General features: G+C 73.8%; 14 protein-coding genes. 6 read left to right on the forward strand and 8 right to left on the reverse strand.

Annotated elements, in window-relative coordinates:
• The first annotated feature begins 80 nt into the window (after window positions 1-80).
• The 5 genes from dnaK (at window position 81) to HL054_RS12420 (ending at window position 4,917) form a co-directional block, all read left to right on the forward strand.
• Window positions 81-1,961, forward strand: coding sequence for a molecular chaperone DnaK (gene dnaK / locus HL054_RS12400; protein ID WP_369139318.1), 1,881 nt, complete (start codon window positions 81-83; stop codon window positions 1,959-1,961).
• Window positions 1,962-2,044: 83 nt separating this feature from the next.
• Complete coding sequence (gene grpE, locus HL054_RS12405) at window positions 2,045-2,620, forward strand: nucleotide exchange factor GrpE (RefSeq protein WP_369139319.1); 576 nt, start codon at window positions 2,045-2,047, stop codon at window positions 2,618-2,620.
• Between the two features lie 82 nt (window positions 2,621-2,702).
• The gene (dnaJ, locus tag HL054_RS12410; protein WP_369139320.1) at window positions 2,703-3,929 is read left to right on the forward strand and encodes a molecular chaperone DnaJ; all 1,227 of its coding nucleotides are present in this window, start codon (window positions 2,703-2,705) and stop codon (window positions 3,927-3,929) included.
• Window positions 3,926-4,357: a heat shock protein transcriptional repressor HspR gene (locus HL054_RS12415; protein ID WP_369139321.1), complete on the forward strand. Its 432-nt coding sequence runs from the start codon at window positions 3,926-3,928 to the stop codon at window positions 4,355-4,357. The genes dnaJ and HL054_RS12415 overlap by 4 nt, the downstream gene beginning before the upstream one ends.
• A 38-nt stretch (window positions 4,358-4,395) precedes the next feature.
• A complete protein-coding gene (locus HL054_RS12420) occupies window positions 4,396-4,917 on the forward strand; it encodes a MarR family winged helix-turn-helix transcriptional regulator (protein ID WP_369139322.1) in 522 nt (173 codons plus the stop codon).
• 72 nt (window positions 4,918-4,989) lie between these two features.
• Here the strand turns inward: HL054_RS12420 and HL054_RS12425 are convergent, their stop codons facing one another.
• The 5 genes from HL054_RS12425 to aceB all read right to left on the reverse strand — a co-directional run bounded on the left by HL054_RS12425 (window position 4,990) and on the right by aceB (window position 12,801).
• Window positions 4,990-6,750: an L-lactate permease gene (locus tag HL054_RS12425; RefSeq protein ID WP_369139323.1), complete on the reverse strand. Its 1,761-nt coding sequence runs from the start codon at window positions 6,748-6,750 to the stop codon at window positions 4,990-4,992.
• 140 nt (window positions 6,751-6,890) lie between these two features.
• Window positions 6,891-8,294: a (Fe-S)-binding protein gene (locus HL054_RS12430; protein ID WP_369139324.1), complete on the reverse strand. Its 1,404-nt coding sequence runs from the start codon at window positions 8,292-8,294 to the stop codon at window positions 6,891-6,893.
• Window positions 8,294-9,559, reverse strand: a complete 1,266-nt coding sequence (locus tag HL054_RS12435; RefSeq protein ID WP_369139325.1) for an FAD-binding oxidoreductase — start codon at window positions 9,557-9,559, stop codon at window positions 8,294-8,296. Before HL054_RS12435 ends, HL054_RS12430 begins: the two co-directional genes overlap by 1 nt.
• Entirely contained in the window at window positions 9,559-11,115 is a 1,557-nt protein-coding gene (locus HL054_RS12440) for an FAD-linked oxidase C-terminal domain-containing protein (protein ID WP_369139326.1), read from the reverse strand. Before HL054_RS12440 ends, HL054_RS12435 begins: the two co-directional genes overlap by 1 nt.
• Before the next feature lie 84 nt (window positions 11,116-11,199).
• A complete protein-coding gene (gene aceB, locus HL054_RS12445; RefSeq protein ID WP_369139327.1) occupies window positions 11,200-12,801 on the reverse strand; it encodes a malate synthase A in 1,602 nt (533 codons plus the stop codon).
• Window positions 12,802-13,024: 223 nt separating this feature from the next.
• Here aceB and HL054_RS12450 point away from each other — a divergent pair, with 223 nt between their 5' ends.
• Window positions 13,025-13,828 carry an IclR family transcriptional regulator gene (locus HL054_RS12450; RefSeq protein WP_369139328.1) on the forward strand — a complete coding sequence of 268 codons (804 nt, stop codon included), beginning with the start codon at window positions 13,025-13,027 and terminating at the stop codon, window positions 13,826-13,828.
• Here HL054_RS12450 and HL054_RS12455 read toward each other — a convergent pair.
• The 3 genes from HL054_RS12455 to HL054_RS12465 all read right to left on the reverse strand — a co-directional run bounded on the left by HL054_RS12455 (window position 13,809) and on the right by HL054_RS12465 (window position 17,421).
• On the reverse strand, window positions 13,809-14,579 hold the full coding sequence (locus HL054_RS12455; protein WP_369139329.1) for an enoyl-CoA hydratase/isomerase family protein: 771 nt from the start codon (window positions 14,577-14,579) through the stop codon (window positions 13,809-13,811). The genes HL054_RS12450 and HL054_RS12455 overlap by 20 nt on opposite strands.
• Window positions 14,576-15,811 carry a CaiB/BaiF CoA transferase family protein gene (locus tag HL054_RS12460; RefSeq protein ID WP_369139330.1) on the reverse strand — a complete coding sequence of 412 codons (1,236 nt, stop codon included), beginning with the start codon at window positions 15,809-15,811 and terminating at the stop codon, window positions 14,576-14,578. The genes HL054_RS12455 and HL054_RS12460 overlap by 4 nt, the downstream gene beginning before the upstream one ends.
• Before the next feature lie 104 nt (window positions 15,812-15,915).
• Window positions 15,916-17,421, reverse strand: coding sequence for an SLC13 family permease (locus HL054_RS12465; RefSeq protein WP_369139331.1), 1,506 nt, complete (start codon window positions 17,419-17,421; stop codon window positions 15,916-15,918).
• Between the last annotated feature and the right edge of the window lie 99 nt (window positions 17,422-17,520).

Raw genomic sequence — 17,520 nt, forward strand, 5'->3', positions numbered from 1 at the left:
GCGGACCACGCGCAAGACGGTCGGTCCCTCGGCTACCAGGCCAGCACCACCCCGTCAGCAACGCACAGGAGAGTCCTTCCATGGCACGAGCAGTCGGTATCGACCTCGGCACGACGAACTCCGTCGTCGCGGTCCTCGAGGGCGGCGAGCCCACCGTCATCGCCAACTCCGAGGGTGCCCGCACCACCCCGTCGGTCGTGGCCTTCGCCAAGAACGGTGAGGTCCTGGTCGGCCAGTCGGCCAAGAACCAGGCGGTCACCAACGTCGACCGGACCATCCGCAGCGTGAAGCGCGAGATCGGCACCACCTGGAAGACCGGCGACATCGACGGCAAGCAGTACACCCCGCAGGAGATCAGCGCGCGGGTCCTCCAGAAGCTCAAGCGGGACGCCGAGACCTACCTCGGCGAGCCGGTCACCGAGGCCGTCATCACCGTCCCGGCCTACTTCGAGGACGCCCAGCGCCAGGCCACCAAGGAGGCCGGGGAGATCGCCGGCCTGAACGTGCTGCGCATCGTCAACGAGCCCACCGCGGCCGCGCTGGCCTACGGCCTGGACAAGGGCGAGACCGAGCAGACGATCCTGGTCTTCGACCTCGGTGGTGGCACGTTCGACGTGTCGCTGCTGGAGATCGGCGACGGGGTCATCGAGGTCAAGTCCACCGCCGGTGACAACAAGCTCGGTGGCGACGACTGGGACGAGCGCGTGGTCAAGCACCTCGTGCAGACCTTCAACGCCCAGAGCGGCATCGACCTGGCCAAGGACAAGCTGGCCATGCAGCGGCTCCGCGAGGCCGCCGAGAAGGCCAAGATCGAGCTGTCCGGCGCGCAGTCGACCAACGTCAACCTGCCCTACATCACCGCCGGCGCCGACGGCCCGCTGCACCTGGACGTCACGATCACCCGGGCCGAGTTCCAGCGGCTGACCCAGGACCTGCTCGACCGCGCCAAGGCGCCGTTCAACCAGGCGATCCGGGACGCCGGCGTCTCCGTGGCCGACATCGACCACGTCGTGCTGGTCGGCGGCTCGACCCGGATGCCGGCCGTCAGCGACCTGGTCCGCGAGCTCACCGGCGGCAAGGAGCCCAACAAGGGCGTCAACCCCGACGAGGTCGTCGCCGTGGGTGCCGCGCTGCAGGCCGGTGTCCTCCGCGGTGAGGTCAAGGACGTCCTGCTCCTCGACGTCACCCCGCTGTCCCTGGGCATCGAGACCAAGGGCGGGATCATGACCAAGCTCATCGAGCGGAACACCACGATCCCGACCAAGCGCAGCGAGATCTTCACGACGGCCGACGACAACCAGCCCAGCGTGCAGATCCAGGTCTTCCAGGGCGAGCGCGAGATGGCGTCCTACAACAAGAAGCTCGGCATGTTCGAGCTGACCGGCCTGCCGCCGGCGCCCCGGGGCGTCCCGCAGATCGAGGTCGCCTTCGACATCGACGCCAACGGCATCGTGCACGTGTCCGCCAAGGACCTGGGCACGGGCAAGGAGCAGTCGATGACGATCACCGGCGGTTCGGCCCTGCCCAAGGACGACATCGCCCGGATGATGGCCGACGCCGAGGCGCACGCCGAGGAGGACAAGAAGCGCCGCGACGAGGCGGAGACCCGCAACCTCGCCGAGTCGCTGCAGTACCAGACCGAGAAGTTCCTGGCCGAGAACGGCGACAAGATCCCGGCCGACAAGAAGGAGGAGCTGGGTGAGGCGCTGACCGAGCTGCGCTCCTCCCTCGGCGGGTCGGACATCGCCGCGATCAAGACCGCCCAGGAGAAGGTCGCCCGCGTCTCCCAGGAGGTCGGCGGCGCGCTCTACGCCCAGGCGCAGGCCGACGGCGGCGCCGCGGCCGGTGACGGCGGGTTCGACACCGGCGCCCCGGGTGCCGGTGCCACCGGCAGCACCGCCGCCGGCGACGACGACGTCGTGGACGCCGAGATCGTCGACGAGGACCCCGACAAGAAGTGACCTCACCGTCCGCAGGCGGTCCCACCGGCCCGGGCGACCGGGCCGGTGGACCCGACCAGACGATGAGCCATCAGGGAGAGCAGATGAGCGAGCACGTCAACGAGATGCCGGCGGACGTCGCCGACCAGCCGGTGGACGGCGTGGTCATCGACGACGCCGCACGCCAGCTGGCCGAGCGCACCGAGGACCTGCAGCGGGTCACCGCCGAGTACGCCAACTACCGGCGGCGGGTGGAGCGGGACCGCACCCTGGTCGTCGACCAGGCCGCCGAGCGGTTCGCCGGCCAGCTGTTCCCGATCGTCGACGACATCGAGCGGGCGCGGGACCACGGCGACCTGACCGGTGCCTTCAAGGGGGTCGCCGACCGGGTCCTCGGGCTGCTCGACGGTCTGGGCGTGACCTCGTTCGGCGCGCCGGGCGACCCGTTCGACCCCTCGCTGCACGAGGCGGTGCTGCACGACACCTCACCGGAGGTGACCGAGCCGACCGCCAGCACGGTGCTGCGGCCCGGCTTCCGCCGCGGCGACCGGGTGCTGCGCACCGCGATGGTGGGCGTCACCGACCCGGAGTCGCCGGCCCCGGCGGCCACCGAGCCGGCCACGCCCCCCGCCGACAGCTCCACCGACGGCCGGCCCGGCGCGGGCCCGGCCGCCGGCTGAGCACAGCCCGTCCGCCGGTCCACCCACCGCACCGCGGTGGGTGGACCGGCCCGTCAGCAGCCCAGCAGAGAGGAGGCGCCCGATGAGCAGCACCCGGGACTTCATCGAGAAGGACTACTACGCGGCCCTGGGCGTCGCCAAGGACGCCGACGCCGCGGCGATCAAGAAGGCCTACCGGCAGCTGGCCCGTGAGCTGCACCCGGACAAGAACCCGGGGAACACCCAGGCCGAGACCCGGTTCAAGGACGTCTCCGAGGCCTACGACGTGCTCTCCGACCCCAAGCGGCGCGCGGAGTACGACGACGCCCGCCGGCTCTTCGGCTCCGGCGGCTTCCGCCCCGGCGCCGGTGCGCCCGGCGGCTTCCCGGGCGGGTTCCCGGGCAGCGCCCCCGGCGGCCAGCCCTTCGACCTCGGCGACGTCTTCGGCGGCGCCGGTGCCCCCGGCGCGGGCCGCGCCGGCGGGCTGGGCGACATCTTCGGCGGCCTCTTCACCGGCGCCCCCGCGGGCGCCGGCACCCGCAGCCGCCAGCAGGCGGCGTCCGGGCCGGCCCGCGGCCAGGACGTCGAGACCGAGGCCACGCTCGCCTTCGACGAGGCCGTGCTCGGGGTGACGGTGCCGCTGCGGATGCAGAGCCCGGGCACCTGCCCGACCTGCCACGGCAACGGCGCGAAGCCGGGCACGAGCCCGCACACCTGCCCGGTGTGCAACGGCGCCGGCGTCACCAGCCGCAGCCAGGGCGCCTTCGCGTTCTCCGAGCCCTGCCGTGAGTGCCGCGGCACCGGCTCCGTGGTCGACGACCCCTGCCCGGAGTGCAAGGGCAGCGGCGTCACCAACCAGACCCGCACGATCACCGTCCGGATCCCGGCCGGGGTCAAGGACGGCCAGCGCATCCGGCTCGCGGGCAAGGGCGCACCCGGACGCCGCGGTGGACCGGCCGGCGACCTGTTCGTCGTCGTCCACGTCACCGGCTCGGAGCTCTTCGGCCGCAGCGGCAACGACCTGACCCTCACCGTCCCGGTGTCCTTCGCCGAGGCGGCGCTCGGGACGACGCTCACCGTGCCCACCCTCGACGGCTCCGTCTCGCTCAAGGTCCCCGCCGGCACGTCCAGCGGGCGCACCTTCCGGGTCCGCGGCCGCGGCGTGCACACCAAGGGCGCGGCCGGCGACCTGCTGGTGACCGTCGAGGTCGCCGTCCCGGCCCGGCTGACACCGGGCGCCCGGGAGGCGATCGAGAAGCTCGCCGCCGAGCTGCCCGACGACCCGCGGCCGGAGGTCACCGCCGCGCTGCGCGACGGAGGTGCCCGATGACGGTGCCGGACCCCGGCCGGTCGTTCGCCGAGGACGCCCCGGTCTTCGTCATCTCGGTCGCCGCCGAGCTGGCGGGCATGCACGCCCAGACCCTGCGCCAGTACGACCGGCTCGGGCTGGTGAGCCCCGGCCGCACCGCCGGCGGCGGCCGGCGGTACAGCCCCCGGGACGTCGCCCTGCTCCGGGAGGTGCAGCGGCTCAGCCAGGAGGACGGCGTCAACCTGGCCGGCATCAAGCGGATCATCGAGCTGGAGTCGCGGGTGGAGGCGCTGCAGGCCCGGGTCGGTGAGCTGCTCGTCGAGCTCGAGCTGTCCGAGACCCGGCGGATCGCGGCCGAGTCCGCGGTCTCGGCGGCCTACCGCCGCGACCTCGTGCCCCGCACCTCCAGCTCGGCTCTGGTCGTCTGGCGGCCGGCCGGATCCGCGTGACCGGGAACGTCGGGCCCGCACCGGTCGTCTCAACCGGTGTGACCGTCGACAGCGCCGAGCGCGCCACCGTGGACAGCGCCACCCCGCCGGGTGCCGCGCCGGACAGCCACGCGGCCTACGTGGCCCTGGAGCGGGAGGTCGCGCTGCTGCTCCGCCGCTCGCGGGCCATCCAGGGCCGGCTCGCCGGCCAGCTGCACCAGGACCTCGACGGCGCCGCCTACGGGCTGCTCGTGCTGCTGGACGACGCCGGCCCGCTGCGCGCCAGCGACGTGGTGGCCAAGCTGGGCCTGGACAAGAGCACCGTCAGCCGGCAGGTCGCCTCGCTGGTCGACCTCGGCCTCGTCGACCGGGCCGCCGACCCCGACGACGGGCGCGCGCAGGTGCTGTCCACCTCGCCGGAGGGCCACCGGCGGCTGAGCCGGCTGCGGGACGCCCGGCGGGCCCGCTGGGAGGCGGACCTGTCCGACTGGGAGACCACCGACGTGGCCACCCTCGCCTCCCTGCTGGGCCGGCTGAACCGGCTCGGCGAGGCCCGCGAGGCCGAGGTCAGCGCGGGCTGACGGCCCCTCCCGGCCCCCCTGCAGGGGCCCGCCGCGAGCGTGCGAGCGGTGGGGGGCAGGGGGGTCCTTCGACTACGGGATCATCCAGCTCAGCACGCTCGTCGACTGCAGCACGACGATCACGCACATGAACAGCAGCAGGACCAGGCTCCAGCCGAAGACCTTCCGGAAGAGCTCGCCCTCCTTGCCGGCCATCCCCACCGCGGCGGCGGCGATCGCCAGGTTCTGCGGGCTGACCATCTTGCCGAGCACCCCGCCGGAGGTGTTGGCCGCGGCGAGCAGCACCGGGTCGAGCCCGGCACCGGCAGCGGTCTGCACCTGCAGCGCCCCGAACAGCGCGTTCGCCGAGGTGTCCGAGCCGGTCACCGCCACCCCGATCCAGCCGAGGATCGGGGAGAGGAAGGCGAAGAACGAGCCGGTCTGCGCCAGCCAGGCGCCCAGCGTCGTCGTCTGCCCGGACTGGTTCATCACGTAGGCCAGCGCGAGCACCGCCATGACGGTGACGATGGCCCACTTGAGCTCGGCGTACGTGCGCCCGTAGGCCTTGAGCGCCCGCCCCGGCGACACCCGCAGCACGATCGCGGTCAGGATGCCGGCCAGGATCATCAGCGTCCCGGCCGCGGGCAGCCAGTTGAACGAGTAGGTGGTGGAGGCCAGCTCGGTGTCCGAGCCCGGGCCGAAGACGTCGAGCCCGGGCCAGGCGAAGGCCGTCGTCCAGGGGGAGGCGGCCAGCGCCTCCTTGACCGCGCTGATGTTGGCCAGCGAGAAGATCACGATGATGATCAGGTACGGCGAGTAGGCCTTGAGCACCTCGCCGCGGGTGTCCGGGAGGGCCGGGCCGTCCTCGCGGCCGGTCGGCGCACCCGGGTCGCGGGGGCCCTGGCTGCCGGGCCGGTCGCCCAGCTCCTCGCCGGCGGTCACCCCGGCACCCCCGCCGCCGCCTGCCCCGCCCCCGGCGGCGACGGTGTGCCGCGCCTCGCGGGCCAGGTCGGGCGACTCCGACGGCGTCCAGACCCGGAGCATCCCGACGATCGCGGCGGCGGAGACCAGTGCGGCGATGATGTCGGTCAGCGGCACGGAGATGTAGTTGGCCGCCACGAACTGGGCGACGGCGAACGCCAGCCCGCTCACCAGGGCCACCGGCCAGGTCTGCCGCACCCCGCGCATGCCGTCGACGACGAACACCAGCACCAGCGGGACGACGATCGCCAGGATCGGCGTCTGCCGGCCGACCATCGCGCCGAGGTTGTCCACGGTGAGGCCCGCGTCGTCGTTCACGCCCGAGGTGACCGTCGCCAGCGTGACGATGGGGGTCGCCAGCGCGCCGAACGCGACCGGGGCGGTGTTGGCGATCAGCGCGACCGCGGCCGCCTTGAGCGGGGCGAAGCCGAGCGCCATCAGCATGACCACGGTGATCGCCACCGGGGTGCCGAAGCCGGCCAGCGCCTCGAGCAGGGCGCCGAAGCAGAAGGCGATGATGATCGCCTGGATCCGCTGGTCCGGGCTGACCTTCTCGAACGAGCGCCGCAGCACGTCGAAGTGCCCGGTCTCGACGGTCAGGTTGTAGACCCAGATCGCGTTGAGGACGATCCACAGGATCGGGAAGAAGCCGAACGCGGCGCCCTCGGTGGCGCTGAGCAGCGCCTGGTCGACCGGCATCGAGTAGAGCACCACCGCCACCAGCAGCGCGACGAGCAGGGCGGCGAGGCCCGCGATCCACGCCTTCACCCGCAGCGCGCCGAGCAGGACGAACAGCGTCAGCAGGGGCAGGACGGCGCAGAGGGCGGAGAGCCCCAGGGACCCGTTGACGGGGTCCAGCACCTGTTCGAACACGGTCTCACCTCGTTGTGAGCAGGGGTGGTTCGTGGGCAGAGGGTGGTCGAACTGGTGTCAGGCTGCAACCGGACGTGCTGTCGGCCCCGTCCAGAGCCTCGCCCCGAGCGTGCGAGGGGTGAGGAAGGCGGGGTCCTCCTTCAGGACTGCGGCCCCAGGGTGCTCACCGGCAGCCCGCGGATGGAGGCGTCCAGCACCTCGATGGTGTGCGCCAGCCCGATCCGGGTGCCCTGCCGTTCCAGCGACGAGGACACCTGCATCAGGCAGCCGGGGTTGGCCGTCACCAGCAGCTCGGCGCCGGTGGCGGCGATGTTGCGGGCCTTGCGGTCGCCCAGCTCCCGGGCCGGCTCGGGGTTGAGCACGTTCCAGATGCCCGCCGAGCCGCAGCAGATCTCCGCCTCCGGGATCTCCTTCAGCTGCAGGCCCGGGACCTCCCGCAGCAGGGCGCGGGGCTGCTGGCGGATCCCCTGCGCGTGCCCGAGGTGGCAGGCGTCGTGGTAGGCGATGGTCACCTCCAGCGGGTGCCGGGGGGCGACGGTGCCCAGCTCGGCCAGCAGCTCGGAGACGTCCCGGACCGACCCGGCGAAGGCCTTCGCGCGCTCGGCGTAGGCCGGGTCGTCGGCGAGCACCTCGGCGTACTCCTTCATGCTCGAGCCGCAGCCGGCGGCGTTGACGACGACGGTCTGCACGCCGGCGGCCTCGAAGGCGTCGATGGTGGCCCGGGCGAACCGCTCGGCCTCCTCCTGCCGGCCGTTGTGCACCGACAGCGCCCCGCAGCAGCCCTGCTTGCGCGGGATCACCACGTCGCAGCCCTCGGCGGCCAGCACCCGGGCCGTCGCGGCGTTGACCCCGGGGAAGAACTCGCCCTGCACGCAGCCGGTGAGCATCCCGACGACCGCCCGCCGCTCGCCCACGGCCGGCACCCGCCGCGGCAACTTCTCGCGCTTCTCCAGGACCGGCGCCAGCCCCTCCATCGCGGCCAGCCGGGGGGCCAGCCGGTCCAGCAGGCCGCTCTTCCGGACCACGCCCGGCAGCCCGCTGGCCTGGTAGGCGCGCAGCGGACCGCGCAGCGCGCGGAGCCGCCGTTTGTAGGGGAACAGCGCGAAGATGGCCGCACGGATCGCCCGGTCGCCGGGGCTGCGGGTGTGGTGCCGCTCCACCTGCACCCGGGTGGCCTCGATCAGCTTGTCGTACTGCACGCCCGACGGGCAGGCGGTCACGCAGGCCATGCACCCCAGGCAGGCGTCGAAGTGCTGCACCATCGTGTCGGTCAGCGGCGCGCCCTCCAGCCCGGCCTTCATCAGGTCGATCCGGCCGCGCGGGGAGTCCATCTCCTCGCCCCACAGCGTGTACGTGGGGCAGGTCGGCAGGCAGAAGCCGCAGTGCACGCAGTCGCTGATCAGCTCGGCCGACGGCGGGTGCTCGTCGTCGAACGCGGGCCGCACGGTCGGCGTCCCGACCGGCACCGGGCCGTGCGCCTGCGCGCCGGCCGTCGCCGGGTCGTCGGCCGGCCCCTCGGACTGGACACGGGTGGGCTGTGCCATCAGATGCCTCCCACGAACCGGCCGGGCGCCAGGCGGCGCTCGGGGTCGAACCGTTCCTTCACGCGGCGCATCAGGTCGATCGCGGGCACCGGCCCCCACACGTCCACGGCAGCCAGCACCGGCGCGGGCGCCTCGACCACGACCAGCGCGCCGCCGTGCTCGCCGCAGACCGTCCGGGTGCGGTCGACCACGGCGGCCACGGCCCCGGCGGGGGCGTCGGCGGGCAGCGCGCCGTACAGGACGCCGGCCCCGCCCGAGCCGCGCAGCGTGAGCCGCACCCCGGCGTCCGCTGCCGCGCGGCGGGCCGCGTCCAGCACCGCGGTGAGCCCGGAGAGCGCGCAGGTCAGCTTCAGCCCGGTGCCGCGCTCGGCGGTGTCGCGCCAGGGCAGCACGCCCCAGCCCGGTGGCGGCTCCTCGGCTGCCGTGGCGCCGGCGCCCAGCAGCTGGAGGGTGGCCGCGACCCGGCTCTCCACCCCGGCGGCGGTGCCACCGAGCTGCACGCCGACCGTGCCGGGGCCGTCGGGCCGCCACTCGACCTCGACCGCCGCGGGCACCACCTGGGCGTGCACCACGGCCTGCACCAGCCGGCCGGCGTCCGCGGCGGTGTCGAAGGGCACGGTGACGACGCGGCGGGCCGGGGGCACCGGGTGCAGCCGGAAGACCGCCTCGGTGAGGACCGCGAGGGTGCCGTAGGAGCCGATGAACAGCTTGCCGAGGTCGTAGCCGGCGACGTTCTTGACCACCCGGCCGCCCGCCTTGGCGACCACGCCGTCGGCGCGCACCACGGTGCAGCCGATCAGCAGGTCGCGGGCGGTGCCGACGCCGACCCGGCCGGGGCCGCTGGTGTTCGTGGCCAGCGTGCCCCCGATCGAGGACCCGGGCACCACCTCGTCCAGGGCCAGCCGCTGGCCGGCGGTGCCGACGGTCCGCTGGACGTCGGCGAGCAGCGCGCCGGCCTGGGTGTCCACGATCAGGTCGCCGGCGGCGTGGTCCAGCACCGCCGACATCCGGCTCAGGTCGACGACGAGGTCGGCGCGCTCGGGCGGGCGGCCCCAGGCCGTCTTGGTACCGCGGCCGCGGGCGACGACGGTGAGCCCGGACGCGGCGGCGGCCCGCATCACCTCACCGGTCTCCGCGGTGGAGGCCGGCCGGGCGACCAGCGCGACGGGCACCCCGTCGACGGCGTCGGCCGGGGTGCCCTCGGCGACGTCGGAGCAGGCGGAGGACAGCGAGGCGCGGGCGGAGTCGATGCTGACGGTGGTCATCAGAACGAGTCCGCCAGCCCGGCCTCGACCAGCGGGTGCGCGTGCTTCTTCTTCCCGGGCACCTCGCCGCACAGCCGTGGGGTGGGGAAGACCTTGCCCGGGTTGGAGATGTTGTCCGGGTCGAAGGCGCAGCGGACCAGCTGCATGGTGTCCAGGTCGTCGTCGGTGAACATCTTCGGCATGTACGCGGCCTTGTCCACGCCCACCCCGTGCTCGCCGGTGATCGCCCCGCCGTGCGAGATGCACAGGTCCAGGATGGCGCCGCTGACCTGCTCCGCGGCGTCGCCGGCCCCGGGCTTCGCGTCGTCGAAGAGCACCAGCGGGTGCAGGTTGCCGTCGCCGGCGTGGAAGACGTTGGCCACCCGCACCCCCGAGGACGACGACAGCTCGGCGATCGCCCGCAGCACCTCCGGCAGCGCGGTCCGCGGGATCACGCCGTCCTGGACGATGTAGTCGGGGCTGATCCGGCCGACCGCGGCGAACGCCGACTTCCGGCCCTTCCAGATCAGCGCCCGCTCGGCCGCGTCGATGGCCAGCCGCAGCTCGAAGGCGCCGTGCTCGGTGCACAGCCGCTCGACCTCGGCGTACTCGTGCTCCACCTCGGTCGCCGGCCCGTCCAGCTCGATGACCAGCACCGCGCCGGCGCCGTCGGGGTAGTTGCAGTGGACGGCGGCCTCGGCGGCCTCGATGGCGAGGGCGTCCATCATCTCGATGGCGGCGGGCAGCACGCCGCTGCCGATGATCGCCGAGGTGGCCGCGCCGGCGTCGTCCGTCGTCCGGAAGCCGGCGAGCAGGGTGCGCACCTCCTCGGGCAGCCGGACCAGCCGCACCGTCGCGGTCGTCGCGATGCCGAGGGTGCCCTCGGAGCCGACCACGGTGCCGAGCAGGTCGTAGCCCGGCGCGTCCGGGGCCAGGCCGCCGAGGGTGACGACGTCGCCCTGCGGCGTGACGAGCTCGGCGCCGAGCACGTGGTTGCTGGTGAAGCCGTACTTCAGGCAGTGCGCGCCGCCGGAGTTCTCCGCGAGGTTGCCGCCGATCGAGCAGATCTGCTGGCTGCTCGGGTCGGGGGCGTAGTAGTAGCCCTCCGGCGTGGCGGCCCGGGTGACGTCGAGGTTGATCACGCCGGGCTCCACCACGGCGCGCTGGTCGGCGCGGCGGACCTCGCGGATCGTCCGCATCCGGGAGGTGACGACCAGGACGCCGTCGGCCCGGGGGAGCGCCCCGCCGGACAGGCCGGTGCCCGAGCCGCGGGCGACGAACGGCACGCCGTGCTCGGCGCAGGCCCGGACGACGCCGGCGAGCTGCTCGGTGGTCTCCGGCAGCACCACCAGCGCGGGGGTGACCCGGTAGTGGGCGAGGCCGTCGCACTCGTAGGTGCGCAGCTGGGTCGGGTCCTGGACGACGCCGGTGGCGGGCATCAGCGCCCGCGCCACCCGCCCGACCGCGGCGATGCCCGCGCTGTTGTCGCCGGCCTCACCGGTGGCCGAGGTGGCCTCCGGCGGGGTGTCGCCCAGGACCGGGCCGGCCGTCGTCTCGGTGCCGTGCGTACCGCTCATGAGGTGCCGCCTTCGTCGCCGGACCTGCAGGGGTGGTGCGCCCGGCGGGGCGGGGACGCCGCCCCACCCCGCCGGGTCCGTGCCTCAGGGCATGCGCTCGTACGCCGGGACGGTGAGGAAGTCGTTGTAGTCGTCGCCGAGGGCCATCTCGGTGAACAGCGCCCGGGCATCGTCCCACCGGCCGGAGCCGAACGCATCTCCCTTGGCGGAGGCGATGGCGGCCATCTCCTCCTCGATCACCCGCTCCACCAGCTCGGTGGTCACCGGCTGGCCGTCGGCGAGGGTGACGCCGTTGTGCAGCCACTGCCACACCTGGCTGCGGCTGATCTCGGCGGTGGCCGCGTCCTCCATCAGGCCGTTGATGCCGGCGGCGCCCGAGCCGCGCAGCCAGGACTCCACGTACTGGATGCCGACGCTCACGTTGGCCCGCAGCCCGGCCTCGGTGACCTCGCCCGGGGTGGCCTTCACGTTGAGCAGGTCGGCCGCCGTGACGTGCACGTCCTCGCGCAGCTTCTCCAGCTGGTTGGGCCGCTCCCCGAGCACCTTGTCGAAGGCGTCCATCGCGGTCTGCACCATGCCGGGGTGGGCCACCCACGAGCCGTCGAAGCCGTCGTTGGCCTCGCGGGTCTTGTCCTCGGTGATCTTGTTGAACGCGAACTCGTTCTTCGCCGGGTCCTTGCTCGGGATGAACGCCGACATGCCGCCCATCGCGTGCGCGCCGCGCTTGTGGCAGGTGCGCACCAGCAGCTCGGTGTAGGCCCGCATGAACGGCACCGTCATGGTGATCGAGTTCCGGTCGGGCAGCGTGAAGTCCGCGCCGCGGGTCCGGAAGGTCTTGATCACGCTGAACAGGTAGTCCCAGCGGCCGGCGTTGAGCCCGGAGGAGTGCTCGCGCAGCTCGTACAGGATCTCCTCCATCTCGAACGCCGCGGGGTAGGTCTCGATCAGGCAGGTCGCCCGGATGGTGCCGCGGGGGATGCCGACGTGCTCCTGGCCGAGGACGAACGCGTCGTTCCACAGCCGCGCCTCGAGGTGGCTCTCCATCTTCGGCAGGTAGAAGTACGGCCCCTGGCCGCGGTCGACCTGCTTGCGACCGCAGGCGACCAGGTAGAGCGCGAAGTCGACCAGGCTGCCGGAGGTCTGCTCGCCGTCCACGGTGATGTGCTTCTCGGGCAGGTGCCAGCCGCGGGGGCGCACGATGATCGTGGGCAGCTCGTCGTCGGGCTTGAGCTCGTAGGACTTCCCCTGCGGGCTGGTGAAGTCGATCGTGCGGTCGATCGAGTCCATCAGGTTCAGCGGGCCGTTGACGACGTTCTCCCAGAGCGGGGAGTTCGCGTCCTCCTGGTCGGCCAGCCAGCACTTGGCGCCGGAGTTGAGCGCGTTGATGGTCATCTTGCGGTCGGTCGGGCCGGTCATCTCGACCCGGCGGTCGACCAGGCCGGGCGCCGGCGGTGCGACCCGCCACGAGTCGTCCTCGCGGATCGACGCGGTCTCGGGCAGGAAGTCCAGCGTGCCGCCGGCGGCGAGCGCCTGGACCCGCTCGGTGCGCGCGGCGAGGCGCTCGAGCCGCCGGCCGTTGAGCTCGCGGTGCAGCAGCGCGATCAGCTCGAGGGCCTGCGGGGTCAGGACCTCGTCGAACCGAGGGCCCATCGGGCCGGTGATCTCCACGCCGTCGACCGTGCTCATTGCTCTCCCTGGGTGTCGGAGCCGTCCGACGTCGGCCCGGAGAGCCGGCGGACGGGCTGTCTGCCACGAGGGACCTTCCGTGATGTGGGAGGTTCCATCCGTGCTGTGGAAAACGTATCCTCGGCTCTGAGTCGGGTCAAGGCGAGCCGGGGTCCCAGGTCCGGGGCCGCAGGCCCCCGCCCGGCCGGGCCCGCAGCGGGCAGGACGAAGGAGAGTGGCGCGCATGGCCGAGACCACCGGCCCCGTCAGCAGCGCCGACGGTGGCGTGCAGTCGCTGGAGCGGGCCTTCCTGCTCCTGGAGCTGATGGCGGAGGACGGCGGCGAGGTCGCGCTGTCCCGGCTGGCGGTCGACAGCGGGCTGCCGCTGTCCACCATCCACCGGCTGGTGCGCACCCTGGTGGCCCGCGGCTACGTGCGGCAGCTGCCGTCCCGGCGCTACGTGCTCGGGCCGCGGCTGATCCACCTCGGCGAGAGCTCCTCGCGCACGCTCGGCACCTGGGCCCGGCCGCACCTCACCGACCTGGTCGACTCGACCGGGGAGACGGCCAACCTGGCCATGCTCGACGGCGACCGGGTGGTCTACGTCGCCCAGGTGCCCTCCCGGCACTCGATGCGGATGTTCACCGAGGTCGGCCGCCGGGTGCACCTGCACTGCACCGGCGTCGGCAAGGCGCTGCTGTCCCAGCTGCCGGCGTCCACGGCGCGCGAGCTGCTCGACCGCGGCGGCATGCCCCGGCGCACCGCGAAGACCATCACCGACCCCGACGAGCTGCTGGCGCTGCTGCCGCAGATCGCCGCGCAGGGCTACGTGCTCGACGACGGCGAGCAGGAGATCGGCGTCCGCTGCGTCGCCGTGCCGGTGCCGGGCGGGCCGGCGCAGACCGCGATCTCCGTGTCCGGGCCGGAGGGCCGGGTGCCGCTGGAGAGCGTGCCGGCGATCGTGGCCCAGCTGCAGGAGACCGCGGCGGCGCTCGCCGCCGAGCTGCGCGAGGACGGCCACCGCGCGCTCAGCGGCCGGTCCAGCTGACCTGACCCCGGTCGACGAAGGCCCGCACCCCGGCCTGGAAGTCGGCACTTCCGAACACCTCCCGCACGAGGTCGTCGCCGTCGGGCAGGCCCGCCCGCCGGAGCCGGGCCAGCGCCTGGCTGCTGGCCTTCATCGTCAGCGGGGCGTGCGCCAGCAGCGTCCCCACCAGCGCCGCCAGCGCCGGGTCCAGCTCGCCGTCGGGCACCACCTCGCCGACGAAGCCGGCGGCGTGCGCGTCGTCGGCCGACAGCAGCCGGGCCCGCAGGAGCATGTCCAGCGTCCGCCCGGGGCCCAGGTGGTGCACCAGCAGCGAGTACGTGTTCATCGACAGGCAGTTGCCCAGGGTGCGGGCGATCGGCACGCCGAACCGGGACGACGCCGTGGCCACCCGCAGGTCGCACGCGGCGGCCAGCGCGAGCCCGCCGCCGACACACGGCCCCTCGACGGCGGCTACGGTCGGCACCGTGACGTCCTCGAGCCGGTTGACCACCCGTTCGATCCGCGCCTCGTAGGCGATGCCGTCGTCGCCGGTCGTGACGTCGAGGAACTGGGCGATGTCGGTGCCGGCCACGAACGCCCGCCCGCCGGCCCCGCGGAGCACCAGCACCCGCACCGAGTCGTCGTCGTCCGCGCGGGCGCAGGCCTCCTCCAGCCCCTCGTACATCGCGAACGTCATCGCGTTGCGGGCCTCGGGGCGGTTGAACAGCACGGTGAGGACGGCGCCGTCCTGGGTGACCTCGAGCTCGGTCATGTCCGGTCCTCCTGAGGGCTGGCGGCGGGGCTGACGGCGGGGCTGACGGCGTCGACGACCTCGGCGGGCACGCCGGACCGGGTGAGCACCGCGCGGGTGTCGGCGCCCAGCGGGGGCCCGGCGACCCCGCGGACGGCGGGCGTGCGGGAGAAGCGCATCGGCGAGCCGAGCTGCCGGACCGGTCCCAGCGCGGGGTGCGGTGCGTCCCAGAAGAAGTCCCGGGCGGCCAGGTGCGCGTCGGTGAACACCTGGCCGTAGTCGTTGATCGGCGCGCACGGCACCCCGGCGGCGCCGAGGGCGGCGAGCAGGTCGTCGGTGGTGCGGCCGCGGGTGCGCGACTCCACGACGTCCAGCAGCTCGCCGCGGCGGGCGTGCCGGCGGGTGGCGTCGGCGTAGCCGGGGTCGGCCAGCTCGTCGGCCATGTCCAGCGTCCGGCACAGGCCGCCCCAGGTGTTGGGCGTGTTCGCGCCGATGGTGATCCAGCCGTCGGCGGTCTGGAAGGCCTGGTAGGGCGCCTGGCTCTGGTGCGCCGAGCCGAGCGGGCCGCCCACCTCGCCGGTCGCGAAGTACTTGCCGGCCTCCCACACCGCCAGGCTGACGCCGGCCTCGAACAGCGAGACGTCGATCGCCTGGCCGCGGCCGGTGCGGTCCCGCTCGCGCAGCGCCGCGGTGACCGCCAGCGCCAGGTACAGCCCGCACACCAGGTCGCAGACCGGGACGCCGACCTTCACCGGCTCGCCGCCCGGGGTGCCGGTGATGCTCATGATCCCGCTGCGGGCCTGGGCCATGATGTCCAGCCCGGGCAGCGGCGCGAGCGGCCCGTCCTGGCCCCAGCCGGAGCCGGACGCGCAGACCACCCGCGGGTTGACCGCCCAGATGCCCGCGGCGTCCAGCCCGAGCCGGGCCATCGCCCCGGGGCGGAGGTTCTCGACCACCACGTCGGCGGTCTCGACCAGGGCCAGGAACGCCTGCTTGCCGGCCGCGGACTTCAGGTCCAGCGCGACCGACTCCTTGTTCCGGTTCAGCCGCAGGTAGGGCGAGCTCTCGCCGTCCAGGAAGGGCCCGCTGGCGCGGACCGGGTCGCCGGCCCGCGGGTCCTCCACCTTCACCACCCGCGCGCCCAGGTCGGCCAGCTGCATCGAGGCGTAGGGGGCGGCCATGAACACGCCCACCTCCAGCACGGTCACGCCGGTCAGGGGTGCCTGGTCGGCCAGGTCGTCGGGTGCGCTCACAGCTGCCTCCGCGGGGGTCGTCGTCTCGTCGTGGTCCGGGCACGACCGCGCCCCGGGGGCGGGTCGCCGTCCGGGGCGCGGTCTGGCACGTGCTGGTCAGCCGCTCACAGCCAGCCGGGCACCACCAGGACCAACCAGGTCACCAGCGGGATGATCGCGACCATCGAGAAGCCCCAGATCATCAGGGTCCGGAAGGTCCGGTCGCGCTCGGCCTCGGTGGCGTTGGCGACCACGAGGGCGCCGCTGGTGGAGAACGGGCTGGAGTCGACGATGGAGCTCGACAGCGCCAGCGCGGTGATCAGGCCGATCGCGCCGACCGCGTCGTCGCCCTGCAGGAAGGGGACGGCGAGCGGGATGAGCGCGCCCAGGATGCCGGTGGTCGAGGCGAAGGCGGAGACGACGCCGCCGATGTAGCAGATCAGCAGGGCGGCGATGAGCGGGACGCCGAGCTTGGCCACGTTGTCCCCGAGCCAGCCGGGGACGTCCTGGTCCTGCATGAGCCCGACGAACGTGACGATGCCGCAGATGAGCAGCACGGTCGGCCAGGCGATCTGGCCCACGGCGCCCTTGGCGCCCCGCGGGGCGACCAGCGAGAGCAGCACGCCGACGGTGACCGCCATCAGGCCGATGTCCAGGTCGAAGGCGAGGGCGCCGATGACCAGCAGCGCCAGCCCGGCCAGGGTGAGCTTGCGGTCGCGGTCCAGCGTGGTGACCTGGCCCTGCTCCTCGGGTGCCAGCGCGGTGGTCTGCAGCGACCGCTGGTCGGCCCGCTCGCCGGCCGTGGGGTGGCGGTGGCCGGGCTCCCCGTGCCGCGCCTCGGTGACCCGGCCGCCGCTGATCGCCGCGCCGCCGGTCCCGGTGCTGCCCACGGCCGTGCGGGCTGCGGTGGAGCCGCCGGGGATGTCCTCGCCGGTGTCCTCGGTGGCGTCACCGGCGACGGTGGCCGCCACGAAGTCGTCGTCCCGGTGGGAGACGTCGACGCGCTCCCCGCCGAGCAGCTTGCGGCCGCCGAAGAGGAAGAAGACGCCGATGGACAGCAGGACGTTGATGACGATCGAGGCGCCCCAGAGGAACAGCGGGCTGCCGGCGAGGTCGTTGCTGTCGACGACGTCGTTGGTGATGACGCCGAAGACCGACAGCGGGGAGAACCCGCCGGCTGTGGCGCCGTTGATGATGAACAGGCCCATCAGCACCGGGTTGATGCCGTACCGGCGGGCGAAGGACATGCCGACCGGGGCGATGATCGCCACCACGGCGGGGACCACGCCGCCGATGGCGGTGAGCGCGCCGGTGACGGCGAACATGGCCCACGGGATGGCCGCGAGCCGCCCCCCGGAGGCCTTGACCGCGGCGAAGACCAGCCAGTCCACCGTGCCGTTGTTCTTGGCGATGGCGAAGAGGTAGGTCACCCCGACCAGGACGACGAACAGCGACCCGGGGAAGAAGCCGAAGACCGCGTCGTCGTAGGGCAGGTCGCCGTCGGTGCCGTAGATGAAGTAGCCGGCGACGAAGGCCGCCACCAGTGCGAGGGCCCCCATGTGGACCGGCAGCACCGTGGCGACCAGGAACACCGCCAGCAGGATGAGGATCAGGACCAGCTGTACGGACATCGGCGTCCCCTGAGGTCGTCGCGACGGGCGGCGCCCGTCTGTCTGTCGCATTCCGCGATACGGAAGCGGCTTTTCACCTGCGGGGATTGCACACTGCCC

The sequence above is a fragment of the Modestobacter versicolor genome (assembly GCF_041028285.1).
In the GTDB taxonomy this organism is placed as follows: domain Bacteria; phylum Actinomycetota; class Actinomycetes; order Mycobacteriales; family Geodermatophilaceae; genus Modestobacter; species Modestobacter versicolor_A.